Raw genomic sequence first — 19,377 nt, forward strand, 5'->3', positions numbered from 1 at the left:
CCTTCGCGCCTTCTACAACTCCTTCGTCAGTGGCAATCCCGTAGCTCAGGAGCCTGCTCTCCGCCGCACCACGGTCGTCAACGGCTTTTGCCGGCCGCGCAGTCCTCGAATATAGCCCAGGTTCTGGATCGCGGAGAGCGAGCGGCCCAATACTGAACGTTTAGCCCGCCCGGACGGCTTCGGGTAACCGTGCATTTTCGATTCCGAACTATTTAAGATTCGGCACCGCCCGGGCGATACCCCCGTGTAGGTGGTCGTTAGTCAGGGTCGGTCGGACTTCCAGCTCCTGCTTCCTGAGCCGAGAGGTAGTTTCGGGAAGTTTACGCATCCTTGTCAGGGACAAGGATAGTCATGACCTTCACCGACTGCTTGGTGTTGGCTCTGGCGGGGATGCCGATGGTGGCCCGGGTCGCAGAATGTCCGAGATCCCTGAACGCTGCCCTCCCGTGGTCGGCCGTCGCTGCAGCAAGCTTACCCAAAGTGAAGGCGAGCATCCTTCGCCGCTGCGAACGCATTGGGTCATTTGTCCAATACTTTCTTTCTCTTTCTTTATACGGGATCAGTATAAGACTTAGGAAGCAGCACACTCAATTGGCGGGTAATTTATAATGTAAACTCTAAATACTCGCGGCTTTACGCCTTGAATTTAGATTGATTGCCCAAGGAGGCCGCAAATGACGGATCATGAAAAGTTGTTTCGAACCACAGATGGCGTGGAATTGGTTTACGACGACTTCGGTTCCGGCCCCGCTGTTTTGCTCGTGCACGGGTTTACATGCAGGGCCGCCCATTGGGCATTCCAGCGCGAGGCGCTGGTGGCTGCGGGGTATCGGACGTTGGCCCTTGACTTAAGATTTCACGGCCGTTCGAACTCGCCGGCCACTGGTCAGCGTGTCTCCCGCCTAGGGAAAGACGTGCGCGAACTGATGGAACATCTGGAACTTGACGAGGTGGCGCTTGTTGGTCATTCCTTAGGGGTTTCGGTTTGTCTCGCGTACTTTGACTTATTCGGCACGGACCGCGTACGAGCTTTCGTGGCCATCGACCAGTCGCCGAAAATCGTTAACGACGAGTCGTGGGCTTGGGGCGTCAGGTCTGTCGGGTGGGCCAATGTCTGGGATTCAGTAAACGGGAGATTTCAGTGGGGTAATCCATCGCTTGAGCCCCCTATGCCGCCTCATGTCGGGCAACTCTTTTCCGATGTGGGCGGACTCACTGAATTTCCTGAAGGAGCCGTCCTCCAACTTATGGTGGATCACTTCACTGCAGACTGGCGGGATGTTGTTCCGGCAGTGAATGTTCCGTCCTGGGTAGCCACCGGCCGCTACTCGCCATCTTTTCCGCTTGAGGGCATGCAGTGGTTGGCTGAGTCGCTGCCCAAGTCTTCCCTGTCCGTTTTCGAAAACAGTGGCCACTGCCCCCACTGGAACGAGCCGGAAGAATTCAACCGCGAAATGCTCGCTTTCCTGAGTAGCGCTTTGTAGTAGCTGCTGGACCCGCACCCCAGTGACTGAGCTGTCTCTTGGGAACTAAAAGCTTTCGGTCGTGATGGAACCAAGGAAAGATTTCAACTCGCCAGCCATGTCAACAGACTCGTTGTCCAGGAGCCACTGGACCTGTAACCCATCCATAAGTGCGACTAGCTGCCGCGCTGCCGCAGCCGGTGTTACTCCGTGTCGCAGCCTGCCTCGCCGATCCAAATCGGCAAATGCTTGTCCACCGACGTCCCGCACCCAGTTGTAGCGGCGCTTAAAGTACTCATGGGCGGGGTGCGTCGGGTCTGTCGATTCGGCTGACAATACGCAATGAAGCGCGACGAGTCCAGGAACAGTGGTGTTGTTATGCACGAGGCGGATGATGCCGTTCAGCGTCTCCATGCCGTTGTCCGTCACGATGCCGGCGGCCGCCCATGAATCCTCGTCGCGAAGGGTGAGAACGGCCTCAAGCAGGGCCTCTTTGCTGGGGAAGTGGTGGAGGAGACCAGTCTTGGTGAGGCCGATCTTGTCAGCGATGTCTTGGATGGACCCTGCCCGGTAGCCGGATGTGGAGAAAACCTCGAAGGCCGCCGCCAGGATTTCTTGGCGGCGGCCTTCCGTCTTTGCGTAGCTTCCGCGTGGCCGCCCACGGCGCGGTTCCCGTGCCACAGCATTGGTCGCTATTTCAGTCATCTGGCAACTCTAACAACCTTCAGCTTGGGCCTGCGTTCCGTCCGGTGTCAGCTGTGCGTCCAGGTCACACACGGGGAAAACTAAGTACTTAGAAACCTACCACATGGTCAGTTTTCGTGATACGTTCTCTTTCATTGGCCGTCCATGGTGGACGCCACTGACCGCGAAAGGGACCAAAGATGTTCCGATCCAAGCGAATGGCCGCACTTGTTGCCGCCGCTGCCCTGAGCCTCACCGGCTGCTCTGCTGCAGGTGAGCCCCCTGCCGAACAGGCCTCGCAAACATTGACGCTGGGTGCTCTCATGGCACCCAAATCCTTTGCGGCTGCCGACTCTGACTTCGCCAACGTATCGCCGTTCTACCAGGCGGTGTACGACACCCTGCTTCGCATGGAGCCTGACGGCAAGCTGGTGCCGATGCTGGCGACCGAATGGACCTACAACGAGGACAAGACCGTCCTCACCCTGAAGCTTCGTGATGACGTCAAGTTCACGGATGGCACGGCATTCAATGCAGACGCTGCCAAGCAGAACCTCGAGCGATTCAAGGTGGGAACATCAGCAGACGCGCAGTTCCTGGCAGCCTTGCAGAAAGCCGATGCAGTTGACGCAACCACGCTGAAGCTGACCCTATCTGCGCCGGACCCCGCCTTCTTGGGGTACCTGTCCAAGGAAGCGTCGTTTATGCAAAGCCCGGCTTCCTTCGGCAACGCGGACATCGCCACCAACCCCGTGGGATCCGGACCATACATTCTGGACACTGCTGCCACCGTGACCGGCACTTCCTACACGTACAAGACCAACCCGGACTACTGGGCCAAGGACCTTGTTCACTATGACAACCTGATTCTGAACGTATACCCGGAACAGACCTCACTGCTGAGCGCCGTCAAGTCCGGGACGCTCAACGGCTCCCTCATTGACATCGCGATGATTCAGGAAGCTGAAGCTGCAGGCTATAAAAACAATTCTTTCGAAGGTAACTGGGTTGGCTTGATGCTCTTTGACCGTGCGGGTACAACCAACCCCGCCCTCAAGGACGTCCGCGTCCGGCAGGCCTTGAACTATGCCTTCGACACGAAGTCGCTGTTGGATGCCGTGAACCAAGGTCGCGGCACGCCCACCACCCAAGTGTTCCCACCGTCGTCGGACGCGTACGATCCGTCCCTGGACTCCCGCTACGCCTACGACCCCGCCAAAGCCAAGGCGCTCCTGGCCGAGGCCGGCTACGCGAACGGGTTCAACCTCCAGATGCCGTCTACCCCACTCGTCAACAGCTCGATTTTTGCTTTGATTACGCAGCAACTCAAGGATGTCGGAGTTACTGTCGAGACCGTTGACGCGGGTAATAACTTCATTGCCGACCTGCTGGCAGCAAAATATGCCGCCAGTTACATGATTCTGGAGCAGCAGTCGGACTGGCAGCTGATCAACATGAAAATTGCGCCGAAGTCAGCGTGGAATCCTTACAAATACGCCGATCCCAAGGTCGACGAACTGGTGAAGAAAGTTAACCTGGGTTCCGAGGACGAGCAGAAGTCCGCAGCGAAGGAACTTAACAAGTACATCGTTGAGCAGGCCTGGTTTGCCCCGTGGTACCGCCCGCAGAACAGCTTTGTGACTGATGCTAAGACCAATGTGCAGCTTCAGACGGGCAACGTCTACCCCTACATCTGGTCCTTCACCCCCGCCTCCTAGCGGACAGGCTGCCGGACCGGGCTCCTAGCCCGGTCCGGCAGCCCGAGGAACCCTCCCAAAGGATTTTCGAATGTACCGATTCGTGCTGCGGCGCCTGTTTTCCGGTGTCCTTCTGCTGTTTGTCATCACCACGGTCGCCTACCTGCTGCTCTATGCGGGCGGCGGAAATATCGCGCGCCGCCTCGTGGGCCCAACCGCCAGCGATGCCCAGGTTGCCTTGAAGGCCAGCCAGTTGGGCCTGGACCGCCCACTCCCTGTGCAGTACTGGGACTGGCTGACCAACGCCCTGACCGGGGATCTTGGCCGGTCCTGGTTCAACGGCCAGCTCGTCAGCACCGGCGTCAGCAGCCGGCTTGCCGTCACCATTTCCCTGGTCCTTGGTGCAGTGATGATTGCAGCTGTGATTTCTGTGGTCATCGGCGTTTGGGCTGCGGTCCGCCGCGGCTGGGTTGACCGTGTGGTCCAGTTCGTGGGCGTCCTTGGGTTTGCCGTCCCCGGCTTCCTGATCGCCCTTGGGCTCGTGTCCCTGTTCGCGCTGAACCTTAAGTGGTTCAAGGCCACCGGCTACGTTCCTATTACGACGTCGTTCGGTGGTTGGGCTGCCACCGTCACCTTGCCGATCATTGCCCTGTCGATCGGCTGCATCGCCGCGGTGGTCCAACAGGTACGCGGCTCGCTGATCGATGCACTCCGCCAGGACTACGTCCGGACGCTGCGGGCACGCGGCCTGTCCTTCAACCGCGTGGTCTACAAGCATGTCCTGCGCAACGCAGGCGGCCCGGCCCTGGCCGTGCTCGCCGTGCAGTTCATAGGGCTCCTCGGCGGTGCCGTCATCGTTGAACAGATCTTCGCACTGCCTGGCCTAGGCCAGATCACAGTGGCCGCCACCGGCCAGGGTGACATCCCGGTCGTGATGGGAGTCGTCGTCGCGACGGCCGCCATCGTGGTGGCCGTCAACCTCATCATCGACCTCGCCCAGGGCTGGCTCAATCCGAAAGTTCGGCTGTCATGATCGAAACACCCCTCGCACTGCCCGTCACGGCAGCCAAGGTTTCCCTTTTCCGCAAGCTCCTGACCCACCCCACGGGCGCAGTCTCACTGCTTGTGCTGTTCCTGGTGGCACTGGCCTCGGTCCTGTCGCCACTGCTGGCAACGCATGATCCGAACACTGCAATCCTGAAGGATGTGCTGGCCAAGGCAAGCTCCGAACACCTCCTCGGCGCCGACAGCGCGGGCCGCGATGTCCTCAGCCGGTTGCTGTTCGCGGGCCAGTTCAGCCTTGCCGGCGCCTTGCTGGCCCTTGCCGTCGCGCTGGTTCTCGGCGTCACCGCGGGACTGATCGCCGGGTACTATGGCGGCTGGTTCGATTCCGTCTCCTCCTGGCTCACCGGCCTGATGATGGCCCTTCCCGGCATGGTGGTGCTGCTGGCAGCCCGCGCCGTGGTGGGCCCGTCGATGTGGCTATCCATGATGATCTTCGGCATCCTGCTCTCGCCCGCCTTTTTCCGGCTGGTCTACGCCTCAGTCACCGCCGTCCGCAACGAGCTCTACGTGGATGCAGCACGGGTCTCCGGGCTGAGCGACTTCCGGATCATCGGCCGCCACATCCTGACCGTGGTCCGGGCGCCCGTGATCATCCAGTCCGCCATGGTCCTGGGCATCGCCATCGCCATCCAGGCCGGCCTCGAGTTCCTGGGCCTGGGGGACCGGAACATCCCCACCTGGGGCAGCATGCTCAACGACGGCTTCATTAACATTTTCAAATCACCCACCCTGGTCCTGTGGCCCGCCCTGATCATCGGCCTGGTCTGCATCGCCCTGACTCTCTTGGCGAACGCGATGCGCGACGAACTGGAACGCAGCAGCGGCCCGGTCAAGAAGAGCCGCAAGGCTGCAGCTGCTGCCGCCATCGCGGACGCCGCAGGTGCCGCCGAGAAGCGCGGTGCAGCCGCCGTCGTCCATCCCGAAGAACGGACTGAAAACGCGGGGGAGTTGCTGCTGGAAGTTGCCAGCCTTGGCGTCGGCTATGACCAGCCCGACGGTTCCACTACCCATGTAGTCAACCATGTGAACTTGACCGTCCGTCGCGGCGAAGTCCATGGCCTGGTGGGCGAATCCGGCTCCGGCAAGACACAGACTGCTTTCTCCATCCTCCGGCTGCTGCCGCAGGGCGGGCGCATCACCGGCGGCTCTATCTTTTTCGAGGGCGAGGACCTGGCACACCTCTCCGAAAAGGAAATGACCAAGATCCGCGGGAAGCGTATCGCCTACATTCCGCAGGAACCGATGTCCAACCTCGACGGTGCATTCAGCATCGGCAGCCAGCTGATGGAGCCGATGCGGGTCTGCCTCGGAATCTCCAAGGCCGAAGCCCGCACCCGTGCCCTGGCGCTGCTGGCCAAAGTGGGAATTCCCAACCCGGAACGCACCTTCAACGCTTACCCGCACCAGATCTCCGGTGGCATGGCACAGCGCGTCCTTATTGCAGGTGCCGTCTCCTGCGAACCGGACCTGTTGATCGCCGACGAACCCACCACTGCCCTGGACGTCACTGTGCAGGCCGAAGTCCTGAACCTGCTCCGTGAGCTCCAGGACGAACTGAACATGGGCGTCATCTTGGTAACCCACAACTTCGGCGTGGTGGCCGACCTTTGCGACCGTGTTTCAGTAATGCAGTCCGGCCGCGTGGTGGAAACCGGCTCCGTCAGGGCCATCTTCAACGATGCCCGGCACCCCTATACGCGCCGGCTGCTGGACGCGATCCTCGAAGACACCGCGCCCCGCGGGCAGTACACCCTTAAGGAACTGAAAGAAGTGACTTCATGACCGAGACGCTGCTCGACGTCAAGGACGTCGTTGTCGAATATCCGCTCAGGGGCTTCCGCAAAATACCCTTCAAAGCCCTCAAAGGCGTCTCCCTGGACATCCGCCCCGGCGAAACCGTGGGCCTGGTGGGCGAATCCGGTTCCGGCAAGACCACCCTCGGCCGCGCCGTGCTGGGCCTGGCACCGGTCACCGGCGGCAGCATCAAATACCGGGGCCAGGAAATCTCCAAGGCCGGCCGTGCCCAGCGCAAGGAACTCAGCAACGAAATCCAGGTGGTCTTCCAGGACCCCTATACCTCACTGAACCCCTCCATGACCATCGAGCAGATCCTCACCGAACCGCTCACCGTCCGAAAGGTTGAACGCCAGGCCGCCAACAAGCGGGTGGCCGACCTCCTGGACCAGGTCCGGCTGCCGCAGGGCTCCGCGCACCGCCTGCCGCGGGAATTTTCCGGCGGCCAGCGTCAGCGCGTCGCCATCGCCCGGGCACTGGCCCTGGACCCGAAGCTCATCGTCTGCGACGAACCCGTCTCAGCCCTGGACCTCTCGACCCAGGCGCGGGTGATGGAACTCTTCATCGAGATCCAGGAACGCACCGGCGTCGCCTACCTCTTTGTCTCCCACGACCTCGCCGTAGTGCGGCACCTCAGCCACCGCGTGGCCGTGATGTACCACGGCGAGATCGTGGAATGGGGCGACGGCGAACAGGTCACCGGAGAACCCGAACACCCCTACACCCAGCGCCTCTTCATGGCCGCGCCCATCCCGGACCCCGACCGGCAAGCCAAACACCGCGCGGACAGGCTCCGACTCCTGGAACTCCACAACCAGCAGGACCTCCAGGCCGGCGTCGCCTGACGGACACAGCATGAGCATCGATACGACAACCTTCGGAACAGCCAAGAAAGCCACCATGGAAACCCTCACGCCAGAAACACCCGCCACCAACGAGCGCGAGACCGACGCCCGGCTCCAAGCACTCCTGGCTGAACTCACCCTCGAAGAAAGGGTGCAACTGCTGACAGGCAGGGACTTCTGGACCACCTGGCCAATGAAGAAGATCGGCCTGCGCAGGATTCTCTTCTCCGACGGTCCCACCGGCGTCCGAGGCGAGGCCTGGGATGAACGCCAGCCGTCCATGAACTTCCCCTCCGCCACAGCTATCAGCTCCTCGTGGGACCCGGCCATCGCAGACCGGCTCGGTGCGGCCTCCGCCGTCGAGGCCCGCCGCAAGGGAGTCGATGTGGTGCTTGGCCCTACGATCAACCTGCACCGCTCACCGCTGGGCGGCCGTCACTTCGAGGCCTTCAGCGAAGACCCCGTCCTCACAGCCGAACTCGCCGCCGCCTACGTCTCCGGCGTGCAGCGCAACGGCGTGGGCGCAACCCCCAAGCACTACATCGCCAACGACTCCGAAACGGATCGGTTCACCGTGGACGTCAAGGTAGGGGACCGGCCACTCCGGGAGCTATACCTGCTCGCGTTCGAAAAGGCCATCGTCGAGTCCAACGCGTGGTTGGTTATGAGTGCCTACAACTCCATAAACGGTGCCACCGCAACTGAAAATGGTCTGCTGGAGACCCCGCTGAACAGCGAATGGGGCTTCGACGGCGTCGTTATCAGTGACTGGACCGCCGTGCGCAGCATCAACAGCGCCAAAGCCTCCCAGGACCTGGTCATGCCCGGCCCGGACGGGGCGTGGGGTGTGGCCCTGGTGATAGCTGTGAAGTCCGGCCAGGTCCCCGAAACGGCCATCGACCGCAAGGTCCTGCGGATCCTGCAACTCGCCGCCCGCGTCGGCGCTTTGGAAGGCTTCGATGCCGTAGCGGCCGAACCGGCAGACCGGGAGGACCCGATCGCGTTCGCCCGCGAAGTCTCCGCGGCCGGCACCGTCATGGTGAAGAACGACGGCGTGCTGCCGCTGGACCCGGCCTCCGTCAAGAGTGTTGCGGTGATAGGCCACAACGCCCGCTACGCCCGAACCCAGGGCGGCGGCTCCGCCACAGTGGTCCCGGAAAAGATCGTCACCCCGCTGGATGGGATCCGTGCCGCCTTCGGGGCGGACAACGTTACCTACAGCGTTGGCGCCATGGTCCACGAAGGCATCGCCGAACTCCCGCTGGAACAGATCACCAACCCCGTCACCGGAACCCCCGGCGTCCGGGTCCGCTTCCTGGACCCCAACGGAAACGAACTCTTCGCCGAGGACCGCTGCTCCACCGCCCTGGTCTGGTTTGGCGGCGACGCACCCATTGCCGAGTCCTCCATGGTCCAGTTCCACACCATTTACACCCCGAACGAAACGGGTACGGTCCGGCTGGGTTTCGCCACCGTTGGCCACGGCCGCATCTTCGTCGATGGAATCCTCGCGCACGAAGCGACGGTTGAAGCGGTCGGAACGGATTTGGGGGCGGCGTTGCTGGCTCCGCCCGCCGTTTCAGTGCCGGTGAAGGTGCATGAGGGTATCCCGATACAAATCCGTGTGGAGCTCACGACGGACAGGGTAGGCGCATTATCCAATACGCTCGGAATCACTATCGGTATCGAACCATTCGATGACGACCGGGACGGCCTGATCACCCAGGCGGTGGAGGCTGCCCGCGCAGCCGATGTCGCCGTCGTCGTGGTGGGCACCAATTCCCGCGTCGAATCCGAAGGCTACGACCGGACGTCCCTTGAGCTGCCGGGACTGCAAGACCGCTTGGTCCACGCCGTCGCGGCAGCCAACCCCCGCACCATCGTTGTCGTGAATTCCGGCTCACCGGTCCTGCTGCCTTGGCGCAACGAGGTGGCAGCGACCCTGATCGGCTACTTCGGCGGCCAGGAATTCGGCCACGCGCTCACCGACATCCTCACCGGCACCACCGAACCCGGCGGCCGGCTCCCCACCACTTGGCCCGCCAGCCAGGAAGACGTCCCGGTCATCAACGTCACCCCGGCGGCAGACGGAACGCTGACCTACGATGAAGGCATCCACATCGGCTACCGTGCCTGGCTGAAAGCCGGCACCATCCCGGCCTACGAATTCGGCTACGGCCTCGGGTACACCACCTGGACCATGGACAGCGTAGACGCCCCCGTCAACGCCGCCGCCGGCGCCGTAATCCCCGTCGCCGTGACCCTGACAAACACGGGGGAGCGCTCGGGCAAGAACATCGTCCAGGTCTACGCCGAAAAGCCAGGCTCCGCCGTCGACCGCCCGGTCCGCTGGCTCATCGCCTCCACCCCCGTCTGGGCCGATCCCGGCGAAACAGTGATCACCATGCTGGACGTCCCCACCCGGCTCCTGGCCTACTGGAACAACGGCTGGACCTACGAACCCGGCGCCTATACCCTTCGCGTCGGCACCTCCGTCAGCGAACTTCCGCTGCAGGCCACGCTGGAACTGGTCCAGAACTAGCTCGTGCATAACGAAGGAAAGACGAGACAAATGCCCGAGACAGGCACGCAACATTCAAGTACGTCGATCGCTAGCCAGCTGATCCGGGAGTTGGAGCTGAATGGCCCCTTCCCTGATCCTCGATCTGATACGGACCACCAGTCCCTGGTTTCCATATACCCCGAGCTCGGCGCCGTATCGGCAGTCGATATTACTGTCCCGACTCCGGAAGGAGGAGTTTCGGGACGTCTGTACCGAGCTCCCGGCGACGCCTCTGCAGGCTTCGTCTGGGTACACGGCGGCGCATTCATTGCCGGAGACCTGAACATGCCGGAGGCTCACTGGGTGAGCCTCTACCTCGCTTCAAGCGGTATTTCCGTTCTGTCGCTCGACTATCGCAAGGCGCTTCACGGCGTGAAGTACCCCGCACCTTCGAACGATGTGCTGGCCGGGTGGACGTGGGCTCTTGAAAATCTCAGCGCATTAGGATTGACGACTGCTGATGACCTTCACCTCGGAGGCGCCAGCGCCGGGGCTGCGTTGACTGCCGCGCTCACCGGACGGCTCAGGGACGATGCCGGACAGATGCCGGCGTCCTTACTGCTCGCCTATCCTCTCGTCCATGCCGAGATTCCGACAATTAGCGAGGACCTTGGAAAGAAGATGGAGGGCGTCCCTGCTGAGCTCTCATTTGGGCCTGACTTCATCCGCGACATCAATCTCAACTTCGCCGGCAGCGAGGACAATTTCAGCGACCCTCACGCATTTGCCGGAGGGGGAGACCTGCATGGTTTTCCTCCTGTGTACATCATCAATTCCGAGGCCGATACGCTTCGCGCTTCCGGGGAACTCTTTGCGGCCCAACTGGAGGCGGCAGGAGTCCATGTCCGCTTGGAGATGGAACCGGACAGCATGCACGGACACTTGGACCATCCCCACTCGGCGCCAGGCAGGAATTCAGTTGAGCGGATGATCCGGTGGCTTCGCAGCGATCGGCGGCTCGGACTGGGCCCAAGCATTGACACATTCCCGAACTAAAGAAAGGCCCTCAGTGATGTCAGCCGTCACGGCTCCCACGCATAACCATGCCACAGGCACCACAGCTCCCGGCTTCGAGGATGTACGCGCCGAGTTTGAGCGCTACCTGGCCGACGACCCCCACTTCAGTGCACAGTTGGCTGTGTATTGGAAAAGCCAACTGGTAGTGGATCTGGCCGGCGGGGACGGTCTAGGACACGACACCCTTACGGGAACCTTTTCGGCAACAAAAGGGGTGGCAGCGATTGCGTTGGGCACTTTGATCAGGTCCGGTGCGCTCGACTTGGATCAAACGGTGGTCCACTATTGGCCCGAATTCGGAGCCCACGGAAAGGAAAGGATCCTTGTCCGCGAGCTCTTGTCGCACCAGGCAGGGCTCGTGAATGTGGATGACGGACTTGATAATGAGGACATACTGGACTCGCGCCGTGCCGCCCCCAAGCTGGCGGCACAACGGCCGCACTGGCGCCCAGGCACAGCGTTCGGCTACCACGGCATAACCATAGGAACGTTCATGGAGGAACTGGTGAGGCGCATTACTGGTCAGTCCCTGCAAGGACTCTACGAGGAGAGCATCCGCGCACCCCGCGGCATCGACTTCTGGCTCTCGCTGCCGTCGTCACAGGAGGGCCGGTACGAAGCGCTGCGTCCGGCGCAGCCCACCGCCGAACAGTTGGCAATAATCAGCCAGAGTCCGATGGCGCCGGACAGTTTGGGCGCCCTGATGTTCAACGGTGTCAATAATCTCGTACCACCGAACCTTGGGCCATACTCACCCAATCTACGGGAAGTGCGGGCAGCCGGTCCCGCTGCACTTGGCGGTATCGGATCGGCGAGGGGGCTCGCGCAGGTTTACGCCGCAGCCATTGGACTGCTGGGGGAGGCTCTCCTGGACTCCGAAACTGTTGGCGAGATGGGACAGCAGCAGGTCTGGGGAGTTGATCGAGTGCTGAATTTCCCAGCCGCGTTCGGGATTGTTTTCATGAAGCCTCATCCAGGCAGTGATTTTGGCAGCTTTCGGGCCTTTGGTCACGATGGAGCCGGTGGAGCGCTCGGTTACGCTGATCCCCTGTACGATCTGAGCTTTGGTTACATCCCACTGCAAATGCAACTCCCCGGCGGCGCAGATGCCAGGGCGCTTCACCTCTCGCAGACCGTGCGATCTGCCATACGCCAAAGCTAACGGCCTGGGAGCCATGACGGCCTGCGGACTTGACTCCGCAGCTCGTCAAGCGCTCCCGTCGCTGGCGGCGAGCACTGCCGTGGCGTATGCGTGGCTGGTCTGGACTATGCCGGTGACGATGTCGAGTTCGGTAGCATTCCGTGGTCCGTAGATCATGACCATTCCGCGGGCGAGGCGGATGCCCGCGAGGGGGTGGGCGACGGCCCATCCCTTGGCGATGGCGTCGCGGCTCAGCGCCGGCGGTAGTGCCAGATGCAGCGAACCGTCGTAGTCGGGGTGGAGGTGTGCGAACTCACCCACTTGTGGCACGAGGAACGCATCAAGCGGCGCTCCCGGGCCGCGTTCGACTATGAAGCCGGATGCGCCGAGTACGGAGATGGCTGACTGACGGGCGGTTACCCTTGGCAGGGCCGTGATACTGCTGTGGAGCTGCTCCCGGATATGGAGGGGGCTGTTGTCCGAGCGTTGCTCCTGGGGAATCGACCATGAAACGTCGGGCCGGGAATCCTGGCGGGCCGGAAGGGCCCCGCCGGGAAGGGTATCCCACGTGTCGGGACCGGAGGGCAGAATGCTGCGGGCGGCGAGGAACTGGAGCCGCTCGGCGATCCAGCCGCTGAGCTCGGCAACGGTGGTGTTGGTGAGACCGTGACCCCCGGGATCGCGGCGGGCGTAGCTGGGTGCGCCCGAATCTCCGAGCAGGTAGGTCCAGGTACGGTCCAGCAGTTCGCGGGGGATGACTGTGTCCGTTTCGCCTTGCGCTATAAAGACCGGCACTCCGGCCAGGCGCGCAGGAGAGGTTGGGACGCCGGCGTCGAACGGCAATGTTCCATACAGGATTGCAGCGCCGGCGAAGCGCTGCGGATCGGCCAGGAGCAGGCCACCGGCGAACGCGGCGCCGCCGCTGAAGCCGACAAGGATTACCGGGCGGCCCGCTGGTGCCACGTGGTCGAGCCACTTCCGGAACCAGGCCATGGTCTGAGTGAGGGACTCCGCGATCGGGCGGCCGATTCCACGGTTGGCGAACCAGGCATATCCGCCCCCGGAGGGGATCGGTGCGCGGACGGCTGCGTACGAGGGTCCGGGGGGCAGGTGTCCGGCCAGGCCAATGATTCCGGTCTCGTCGGCGCCGCGTCCGTGCAGTAGCACCACCAGGGGACGGTCGGGGGCGTCAGGGCTGTGCCAGACGACTGTGGGTTTGCCGAAATCGTCCTTCATGAGTTGTCCTCCCCGGTGTTGGTTGCGGTTATGCGGCCTGCGGTGGACACGCCTGACCATCGGGCCAGTTCGGCGTCGAGCTCCAGCGGCTCGACGGGAGCGGCGTTCTCGTACTCGCCCCAATGCTGCCGGGGAAGCATCCACATAAGTTCGAACTCGTTGCCGTCCGGATCTGCGCCGTAAATGCTCTTGGTGGCGCCATGGCTGGACTGACCGGTGTATGCGCCGGCATCCGTTAAGGTCCGGCGGGCCTCGGCCAGCTCCTCGATGGTGTCCAGCTGCCAGGCGAGGTGGTAGAGCCCGACGCCGCCAGGCACCTTTGGCGCCGCATCGGCGCCTACCCCGAAGAGGCCGAGGTCGTGGTGGTTGCCGGAGCGCGGCAGCCGGAGGAAACACGCGTTTGCGCGCGGCTCGCGGGCAGCGACCTCCATCCCAAAGACGTGGGTATAGAAGCGCTCGGCCCGGTCAAGATCGGTGACGAACAGTACGGCATGATTCAGCCGGACGGGTGAGACTGGCATCGGAGGCAATTCCTTCTCGGTATGGGCCCGCATGAGCGACCCGGGAGCCGGCCGAGTGAAGGCTGGCTCCCGGGGGAATGCATTGCTGCGGTAGTTGGGCTGGCGTCCGGGTCAGGCCTTGACAGCAAAGCCGCCGGTCCAGGCGATCTTTTCGCCGGCGGCAAGGGCGATCTGCAGGAAGCCCGTTGCCTCCAGTTCACGTGCCCGGCGCAGTGAGCCAGCATCGATGGCGCGCAGGCCGCCAGCGGTGATGACCTCGGCGAGCCGGCTCTTCGCGTCGGCGTCGTCCCCGGCGATCAGTACGGTGGTGGGTTGCCCGGCGATCTCGCCCGAGGCCAGGGTGGCTGCGAAGGTGGTGTTGAATGCCTTCACCACGAAGGAGTTCGGAAGCGCGGCCTGGATCTCGGCAGTAGCCGAGGAATCAGCCGGCACGGTCAGGGAGTCGAAAGTCTCGAAGTTCAGCGGGTTGGTGATGTCCACGATGATCTTGCCGGCGAGCTGGTCAGCACGCTGGCTCAATATCTCACGCAGAGCCGGGTAGGGAACGGCGAGGACGACAATTTCTCCGACAAGGGACTTGTCTGTGTCCGCGCTGCCGAGGATCTGGACGGTGTTGCCGCCCTTTTCGACGATGCCTGCGATGGCCGGGCCCATGTTGCCCGTTCCGAGGATGCTCACAGTGGTCATAACGGTCTCCTTCTTAGTTCGCCCCTAGTTGGTTGAGGCTTCAACTAAATAATAGCTGTTCTTATTGGTTGTTGCAACAACCAATGTGGGACACAATGGATTTATGCAAACGAAATGGCTTACAAAGGACGAACTGGCCGCCTGGGTGCGGCTTTACACGGTGATCGAGCTGCTGCCGAATGTGTTGGACTCGCAGTTGCGCCGTGACGCGGACTTGACCAGTTTTGAGTACTACGTGCTCGCGATGCTTTCGGAAGCCCCTGACCGGACCTTGCGGATGGCCGCCCTGGCGGCCCAGACCAGCGCCACGCTGCCCCGCCTGTCCCACGTCGTCAAGCGGCTCGAGGCGCGCGGCCTGATGGAGCGCTTCCCCTGCCCCGAAGACGGACGTGCAACCAACGCCCGCATCACCGATGGGGGATGGCGCAAAATCCAGGAAACCGCACCCGGCCATGTGGCAAACGTCCGGCGGCACGTCATAGACGCACTCACCACCGAACAGCTCGGCCAGTTGCGGGGGATCGCCGATGCCCTGCTGGGGCGGCTTGACCCCGAGGCGGCTATGGCACCCCTCTATCGCCGTCATGACGTGGCGGACTGAGGTTCGCCGCTACCCGTCGCATCCTGACATGCACTGCACACTCCGAAAATAGTTGACGCGACAAGTAATTTCCTCTACGCTTTTACTTGAAACATCAACTAAACTTTCGAAGGCCGGCTTCGCCCACACCCTTCAGGAAAGCCAAGACAAAAGGAACGATCCCATGACTTCTCCGGTCTATCCCGCTGCCACGCAGTCCAATCTCGCCCGTACAGTCCTGCGCTTGGCCTTGGGTGTTGTCTTCTTCGCCCACGGCTGGCAGAAAATTTTCGAATACACCATCCCGGGCACGCAGGCCGCCTTCGTTCAGATGGGCGTACCGGCGGCCCAGCTGGTTGCTCCCGCCATCGGCTTCCTGGAGCTCCTTGGGGGCGCCGCCATCATTCTGGGCGTACTGGTCCGCCCAGTGGCCGCCCTCCTGGCACTGGACATGCTCGGTGCCCTGTTCCTGGTCCACGCGCCAGCCGGCATCTTCGCTGATAAAGGCGGATACGAACTGGTGCTTGTCCTCGCGGCCGGCGCGGCAGCCCTCGCCATCGTCGGTGCAGGCCGGTTCTCCATCGACTCCTTGGTCTTCGGCCGCAGCCAGAACCGCACCATCGCAGCCCTCGCCTGAGCAGCAGGCAGCCACAAACTAAGGACGGCGCCCGGAACCCGCAAAAAGCGGGGTCCGGGCGCCGTTCCTTTTCGACTCGATCCGGTGATCGAATCGAATCCTCCGTTTAGGCCAGAAGGGAGCCATGAAAACCCAGGGATTTGGCTAAACTGCCCGTGCTGCCTTGATGGCCTGCATCACGCGGTCCGTTACCTCGTTGATGAGGCCGATGCCGTCCGCCTGGGTGAGGATCCCGCGTTCGGCATACTTGGCCACAACGGCCTCGGTCTGCTCGTGGTACAGGTCCAGGCGGTGGCGGATAACGGCTTCGTTGTCGTCGCTCCGGCCCGTCTCCTTGGCCCGGCCGAGCAGCCGGTGCACGAGTTCCTCGTCGTCGGCCGTCAACTGCAGGACGACGTCGAGCTTCTCCTCGCCTTTGGCGATGATCTCGTCGAGGTAGTCCACCTGGGCGGTGGTGCGGGGGTAACCGTCCAGCAGGAAGCCGCTTTCGACGTCGGCCTCGCTCAGGCGGTCGCGCACCATCTTGTTGGTGACGCTGTCCGGCACGAAATCGCCGGCATCCATGTACTTCTTGGCCTCGACGCCCAGCGGTGTTTCACCCTTGACGTTGGCGCGGAAGATATCGCCGGTGGAGATCGCAACGACGCCGAGGCGCTCGGAGATCCGTTCAGCCTGCGTTCCCTTGCCCGAACCCGGAGGTCCAATAATTAGCATTCTCGTCATCGCAAAAGCCCTTCGGCCTAGATCCATTTTGGTGCGGCGGCGACGGTACCGCCGGCGCCCGACCCGGCAATGTGCACACCGTCAGTGCCGCGGCCGGCGGCCCATTGGGCGATGGCGGGAAGCGGTCCGGTGATGATCGTGGGGTTGGTGGCACTGGCGTCGCCGAACGCCGAATCGGTGCCCGCAACTTTGACGAGCAGCCCGGCAGCTGTGCCCCGGGTTTTCCAGGCGCCGGTGATGTCTTCGAGGAGCCGTTCCAGGACAGGCGCTGGGATGTCACTAAAGGAGGCGCCGTTGTCCAGATCCACGGCATGCATCCAGACTTCCCGCGTCCGCATCCACACGGTCTCTTCAGCCGGGACGGTCCGGCCCTGTGCGGTTTTGACTTTGTGCTGCCAGGCATCTTCGGGCAGGTCGCGCCATTCCACGGACAGGTGCACCGCGGAGTGGTCGAACAGGTTTCGCAGCGCGATCGGGGACAGCGTGGCGCCGAACTCAATTTCCTGGTTCCGGGCTTCGGGGGAGGAGTACATCGGTGTTTCCACGCCGGTGGCGGCCCACTCCACCAGTCGGGCGATGGCGCGGGCGTTGTAGCCAACATGGGCGACGATGTGGCGGCGGGTCCAGCCGGGCAACAGCGAGGCACCGTCCAGGTCCGCGTCGGTGAGTTCGTTCAGTTTCCGGGCGAAGAACGCCGTGCCCCGGCGCGCCTGCAGCAGGGACTGCAGGAGCGCCGGGTCGGTGGTCTGGTCGGTGCGGGCAACCATCAGGCTTCCTTGACGACGCGGTTCTTCAGCTGGCCCAGGCCTTCGATGGTGGTCAACAGGACCTGGCCTTCCTGCAGGTAGCGTTTGGGGTCCTGGGCGTGTCCCACGCCGCCCGGAGTGCCCGTGGCGATCACGTCGCCGGGGTTCAGGGTGATGATGGTGGAGATGTAGGAGACCAGGAATTCCGGGGTGAACACCAGATCGGAGGTGGGGGTGCTCTGCTGGACGTCCCCGTCCACGGCGGAGGTCATCAGCGGGCCGGCGGTGAATTCGTCCTTGGTGACCAGGGCGGGGCCGAACGGGGTGGACTTCTCCCAGGTCTTACCCTGCAGCCACTGGATGGTGCGGAACTGGTAGTCCCGCATCGACACGTCGTTCAGGACTGCGTACCCGGCGATGTGGTCCGCGGCGTCGGCTTCGCTGATGCGGCGGCCCTGCTTGCCGATGATGACGGCGAGTTCGGCCTCCCAGTCCACGGCGTCGGATTCCTGCGGCAGGGCCAGGTCGTCATTTGGGCCGATCAGGGATTCGGCGTACTTGGCGAACAGGGTGGGGTACTCGGGGACGTCACGGCCCATCTCCTTGATGTGGTTGCGGTAGTTGTGGCCCACGCAGATGATCTTCCCGGGGGAAGGCACGACGGCGGCGAGGTCCGCGCCGTCCAGGGGATGGGTTGCGCCGTTGGCCGCCTTGGCTGTGGTTTCCCAGTTGGGGTCCTGCAGGAGGGCCCCGACGTCGGCGAACCCGTCAATTTCGGTGAGGGTTTCGCCGTCCTGGCGGACAGCCACGGTGTTGTTGCTGCCGCCGTTTGCGGTGCGGAGGGTGAGGAGTTTCATTATTTGGTGCGTCCTTCGATGTAGGTGCGGTTGAAGTTCAGGCGCTCAAAGATGGGGGCGTCGCTGAACCGGAACAGATCAAACTCGGATTCGGCCTGGAGCGACCAGGCAGCCCAGGACGGGACGACGAACAGGTCACCCTTCGCCAGGGCCTTGGTTTCGCCGTTCAGGGTGGCGGTGCCGGAGCCTTCGAAGACCTGCCAGACGCTGGAGCCCACCTCGCGGAGCGGTTCGGTGGTGGCGCCGGCGCGGAGGCGGTGGAACTCGGCGCGGATGGTGGGCATCACGTCCCCGCCGGTGGTGGGGTTGGAGTACCGGACGGCGGCGTGGCCCTGGGACACGGTGGCCGGGTGGCCCTCGTCCTCGAGCAGGAGCTGTTCGCGGAGCGCGGCGTCGGTGTGTTCCCACCGGTACGCGGCGATGGGCGAGTTGGTGGTGTCGTCCAGGCCCGAGAGCGGACGCAGGCCGGGATGGGCCCAGAGCCGTTCAGAGCGGGAGATGTCCGGGGTGGCTTCGTCGGTGACGCGTTCGGTGCCGAACTCAAAGAACCCGGCATCCGCGTAGTGCACAAACGGGATGTCCAGGCCGTCGATCCAGGCCATCGGCTCATCGGTGTCATTGTGGTGGCCGTGGAAGTTCCAGCCCGGGGTCAACAGGAAATCCCCGCGGCGCATCGCAACCGGATCCCCGTTCACCACCGTCCACACACCTTCGCCCTCCACCACGAAGCGGAACGCGTTCTGGGAGTGGCGGTGCTCCGGCGCCGTCTCGTGCGCGCCCAGGTACTGGATTGCAGCCCACAGCGTCGGAGTGGCGTACGGGGTCCCGGCAAGTCCCGGGTTCGCCAGGGCGATCGCACGGCGTTCCCCACCACGGCCCACCGGCACTAGGTCACCGGCACGGGCGGCCAACGGGTACAGATCACTCCACCGCCACACATGCGGCACCGCCTTAGGCGAAGGAACCATCGGCATCAGATCGCCGATCTCCGTCCACAACGGAATCAGGTTCTCATCCTTGAAGTCGCTGTACAACTGCTCCAACTGGGCAGCCTCTTCCGGCGTCGGCTCGGGCAGGGCGTGGCTGGCGGCTACTGATTCATGGGTGATGTTCTCAGTCAT

19 protein-coding genes are annotated in these 19,377 nt (G+C 63.1%); 10 read left to right on the forward strand and 9 right to left on the reverse strand.

The features are described from left to right. Positions 1-320 precede the first annotated feature (320 nt). Positions 321-515, reverse strand: coding sequence for a hypothetical protein (locus J2808_RS21225; protein WP_309820661.1), 195 nt, complete (start codon positions 513-515; stop codon positions 321-323). 159 nt (positions 516-674) lie between these two features. On the opposite strand from J2808_RS21225, the gene J2808_RS21230 reads away from it, so the two are divergent. After that, the gene (locus J2808_RS21230) at positions 675-1,484 is read left to right on the forward strand and encodes an alpha/beta fold hydrolase (protein WP_309820663.1); all 810 of its coding nucleotides are present in this window, start codon (positions 675-677) and stop codon (positions 1,482-1,484) included. Between the two features lie 45 nt (positions 1,485-1,529). Here J2808_RS21230 and J2808_RS21235 read toward each other — a convergent pair whose 3' ends face one another. Next, positions 1,530-2,168: a TetR/AcrR family transcriptional regulator gene (locus tag J2808_RS21235; protein WP_309820665.1), complete on the reverse strand. Its 639-nt coding sequence runs from the start codon at positions 2,166-2,168 to the stop codon at positions 1,530-1,532. Positions 2,169-2,347: 179 nt separating this feature from the next. Here J2808_RS21235 and J2808_RS21240 point away from each other — a divergent pair, with 179 nt between their 5' ends. From J2808_RS21240 to J2808_RS21270, 7 genes are all read left to right on the forward strand, one after another. Further along, entirely contained in the window at positions 2,348-3,865 is a 1,518-nt protein-coding gene (locus tag J2808_RS21240; RefSeq protein ID WP_309820666.1) for an ABC transporter substrate-binding protein, read from the forward strand. Between the two features lie 70 nt (positions 3,866-3,935). Further along, entirely contained in the window at positions 3,936-4,877 is a 942-nt protein-coding gene (locus J2808_RS21245) for an ABC transporter permease (protein ID WP_309820668.1), read from the forward strand. Next, positions 4,874-6,691: a dipeptide/oligopeptide/nickel ABC transporter permease/ATP-binding protein gene (locus tag J2808_RS21250; protein WP_309820670.1), complete on the forward strand. Its 1,818-nt coding sequence runs from the start codon at positions 4,874-4,876 to the stop codon at positions 6,689-6,691. The genes J2808_RS21245 and J2808_RS21250 overlap by 4 nt, the downstream gene beginning before the upstream one ends. Next, positions 6,688-7,548 carry an ATP-binding cassette domain-containing protein gene (locus J2808_RS21255; RefSeq protein WP_309820672.1) on the forward strand — a complete coding sequence of 287 codons (861 nt, stop codon included), beginning with the start codon at positions 6,688-6,690 and terminating at the stop codon, positions 7,546-7,548. The genes J2808_RS21250 and J2808_RS21255 overlap by 4 nt, the downstream gene beginning before the upstream one ends. Positions 7,549-7,558: 10 nt before the next feature. Then, positions 7,559-10,090 carry a beta-glucosidase gene (locus J2808_RS21260; protein ID WP_397428101.1) on the forward strand — a complete coding sequence of 844 codons (2,532 nt, stop codon included), beginning with the start codon at positions 7,559-7,561 and terminating at the stop codon, positions 10,088-10,090. A 30-nt stretch (positions 10,091-10,120) separates the two neighbouring features. Then, positions 10,121-11,107 carry an alpha/beta hydrolase gene (locus tag J2808_RS21265; RefSeq protein ID WP_307485953.1) on the forward strand — a complete coding sequence of 329 codons (987 nt, stop codon included), beginning with the start codon at positions 10,121-10,123 and terminating at the stop codon, positions 11,105-11,107. A gap of 16 nt (positions 11,108-11,123) precedes the next feature. Beyond that, the gene (locus tag J2808_RS21270; RefSeq protein ID WP_309820675.1) at positions 11,124-12,290 is read left to right on the forward strand and encodes a serine hydrolase domain-containing protein; all 1,167 of its coding nucleotides are present in this window, start codon (positions 11,124-11,126) and stop codon (positions 12,288-12,290) included. Positions 12,291-12,335: 45 nt separating this feature from the next. On the opposite strand, the gene J2808_RS21275 is transcribed toward J2808_RS21270, so the two are convergent. The 3 genes from J2808_RS21275 to J2808_RS21285 form a co-directional block, all read right to left on the reverse strand. Next, positions 12,336-13,505 (reverse strand): luciferase domain-containing protein, encoded by a 1,170-nt coding sequence (locus J2808_RS21275; RefSeq protein WP_309820677.1) that lies wholly within the window; start codon positions 13,503-13,505, stop codon positions 12,336-12,338. Beyond that, positions 13,502-14,026 carry a VOC family protein gene (locus J2808_RS21280; protein ID WP_309820680.1) on the reverse strand — a complete coding sequence of 175 codons (525 nt, stop codon included), beginning with the start codon at positions 14,024-14,026 and terminating at the stop codon, positions 13,502-13,504. The genes J2808_RS21275 and J2808_RS21280 overlap by 4 nt, the downstream gene beginning before the upstream one ends. Positions 14,027-14,137: 111 nt before the next feature. Next, positions 14,138-14,713, reverse strand: coding sequence for an NADPH-dependent F420 reductase (locus tag J2808_RS21285; RefSeq protein ID WP_309820682.1), 576 nt, complete (start codon positions 14,711-14,713; stop codon positions 14,138-14,140). A gap of 103 nt (positions 14,714-14,816) precedes the next feature. Between J2808_RS21285 and J2808_RS21290 the strand changes: the two genes are divergently transcribed. Together J2808_RS21290 and J2808_RS21295 are read left to right on the forward strand one after the other, a co-directional pair. After that, complete coding sequence (locus J2808_RS21290) at positions 14,817-15,314, forward strand: MarR family winged helix-turn-helix transcriptional regulator (RefSeq protein WP_309820684.1); 498 nt, start codon at positions 14,817-14,819, stop codon at positions 15,312-15,314. A gap of 163 nt (positions 15,315-15,477) precedes the next feature. Then, positions 15,478-15,930 (forward strand): DoxX family protein, encoded by a 453-nt coding sequence (locus J2808_RS21295; RefSeq protein ID WP_309820686.1) that lies wholly within the window; start codon positions 15,478-15,480, stop codon positions 15,928-15,930. A 144-nt stretch (positions 15,931-16,074) separates the two neighbouring features. Here the strand turns inward: J2808_RS21295 and J2808_RS21300 are convergent, their stop codons facing one another. Genes J2808_RS21300 through J2808_RS21315 form a run of 4 tightly spaced genes read right to left on the reverse strand, consistent with a single transcriptional unit; the run spans position 16,075 to position 19,377 of the window. After that, the gene (locus tag J2808_RS21300) at positions 16,075-16,644 is read right to left on the reverse strand and encodes an adenylate kinase (protein ID WP_309820712.1); all 570 of its coding nucleotides are present in this window, start codon (positions 16,642-16,644) and stop codon (positions 16,075-16,077) included. A 26-nt stretch (positions 16,645-16,670) separates the two neighbouring features. Next, positions 16,671-17,420: a maleylpyruvate isomerase family mycothiol-dependent enzyme gene (locus J2808_RS21305; RefSeq protein WP_309820688.1), complete on the reverse strand. Its 750-nt coding sequence runs from the start codon at positions 17,418-17,420 to the stop codon at positions 16,671-16,673. Beyond that, a complete protein-coding gene (locus J2808_RS21310; RefSeq protein WP_309820689.1) occupies positions 17,420-18,256 on the reverse strand; it encodes a fumarylacetoacetate hydrolase family protein in 837 nt (278 codons plus the stop codon). Before J2808_RS21310 ends, J2808_RS21305 begins: the two co-directional genes overlap by 1 nt. Further along, a complete protein-coding gene (locus J2808_RS21315; protein WP_309820691.1) occupies positions 18,256-19,377 on the reverse strand; it encodes a cupin domain-containing protein in 1,122 nt (373 codons plus the stop codon). Before J2808_RS21315 ends, J2808_RS21310 begins: the two co-directional genes overlap by 1 nt.

The sequence above is a fragment of the Pseudarthrobacter sulfonivorans genome, from assembly GCF_031454915.1.
GTDB classification, from domain to species: Bacteria; Actinomycetota; Actinomycetes; order Actinomycetales; family Micrococcaceae; genus Arthrobacter; species Arthrobacter sulfonivorans_C.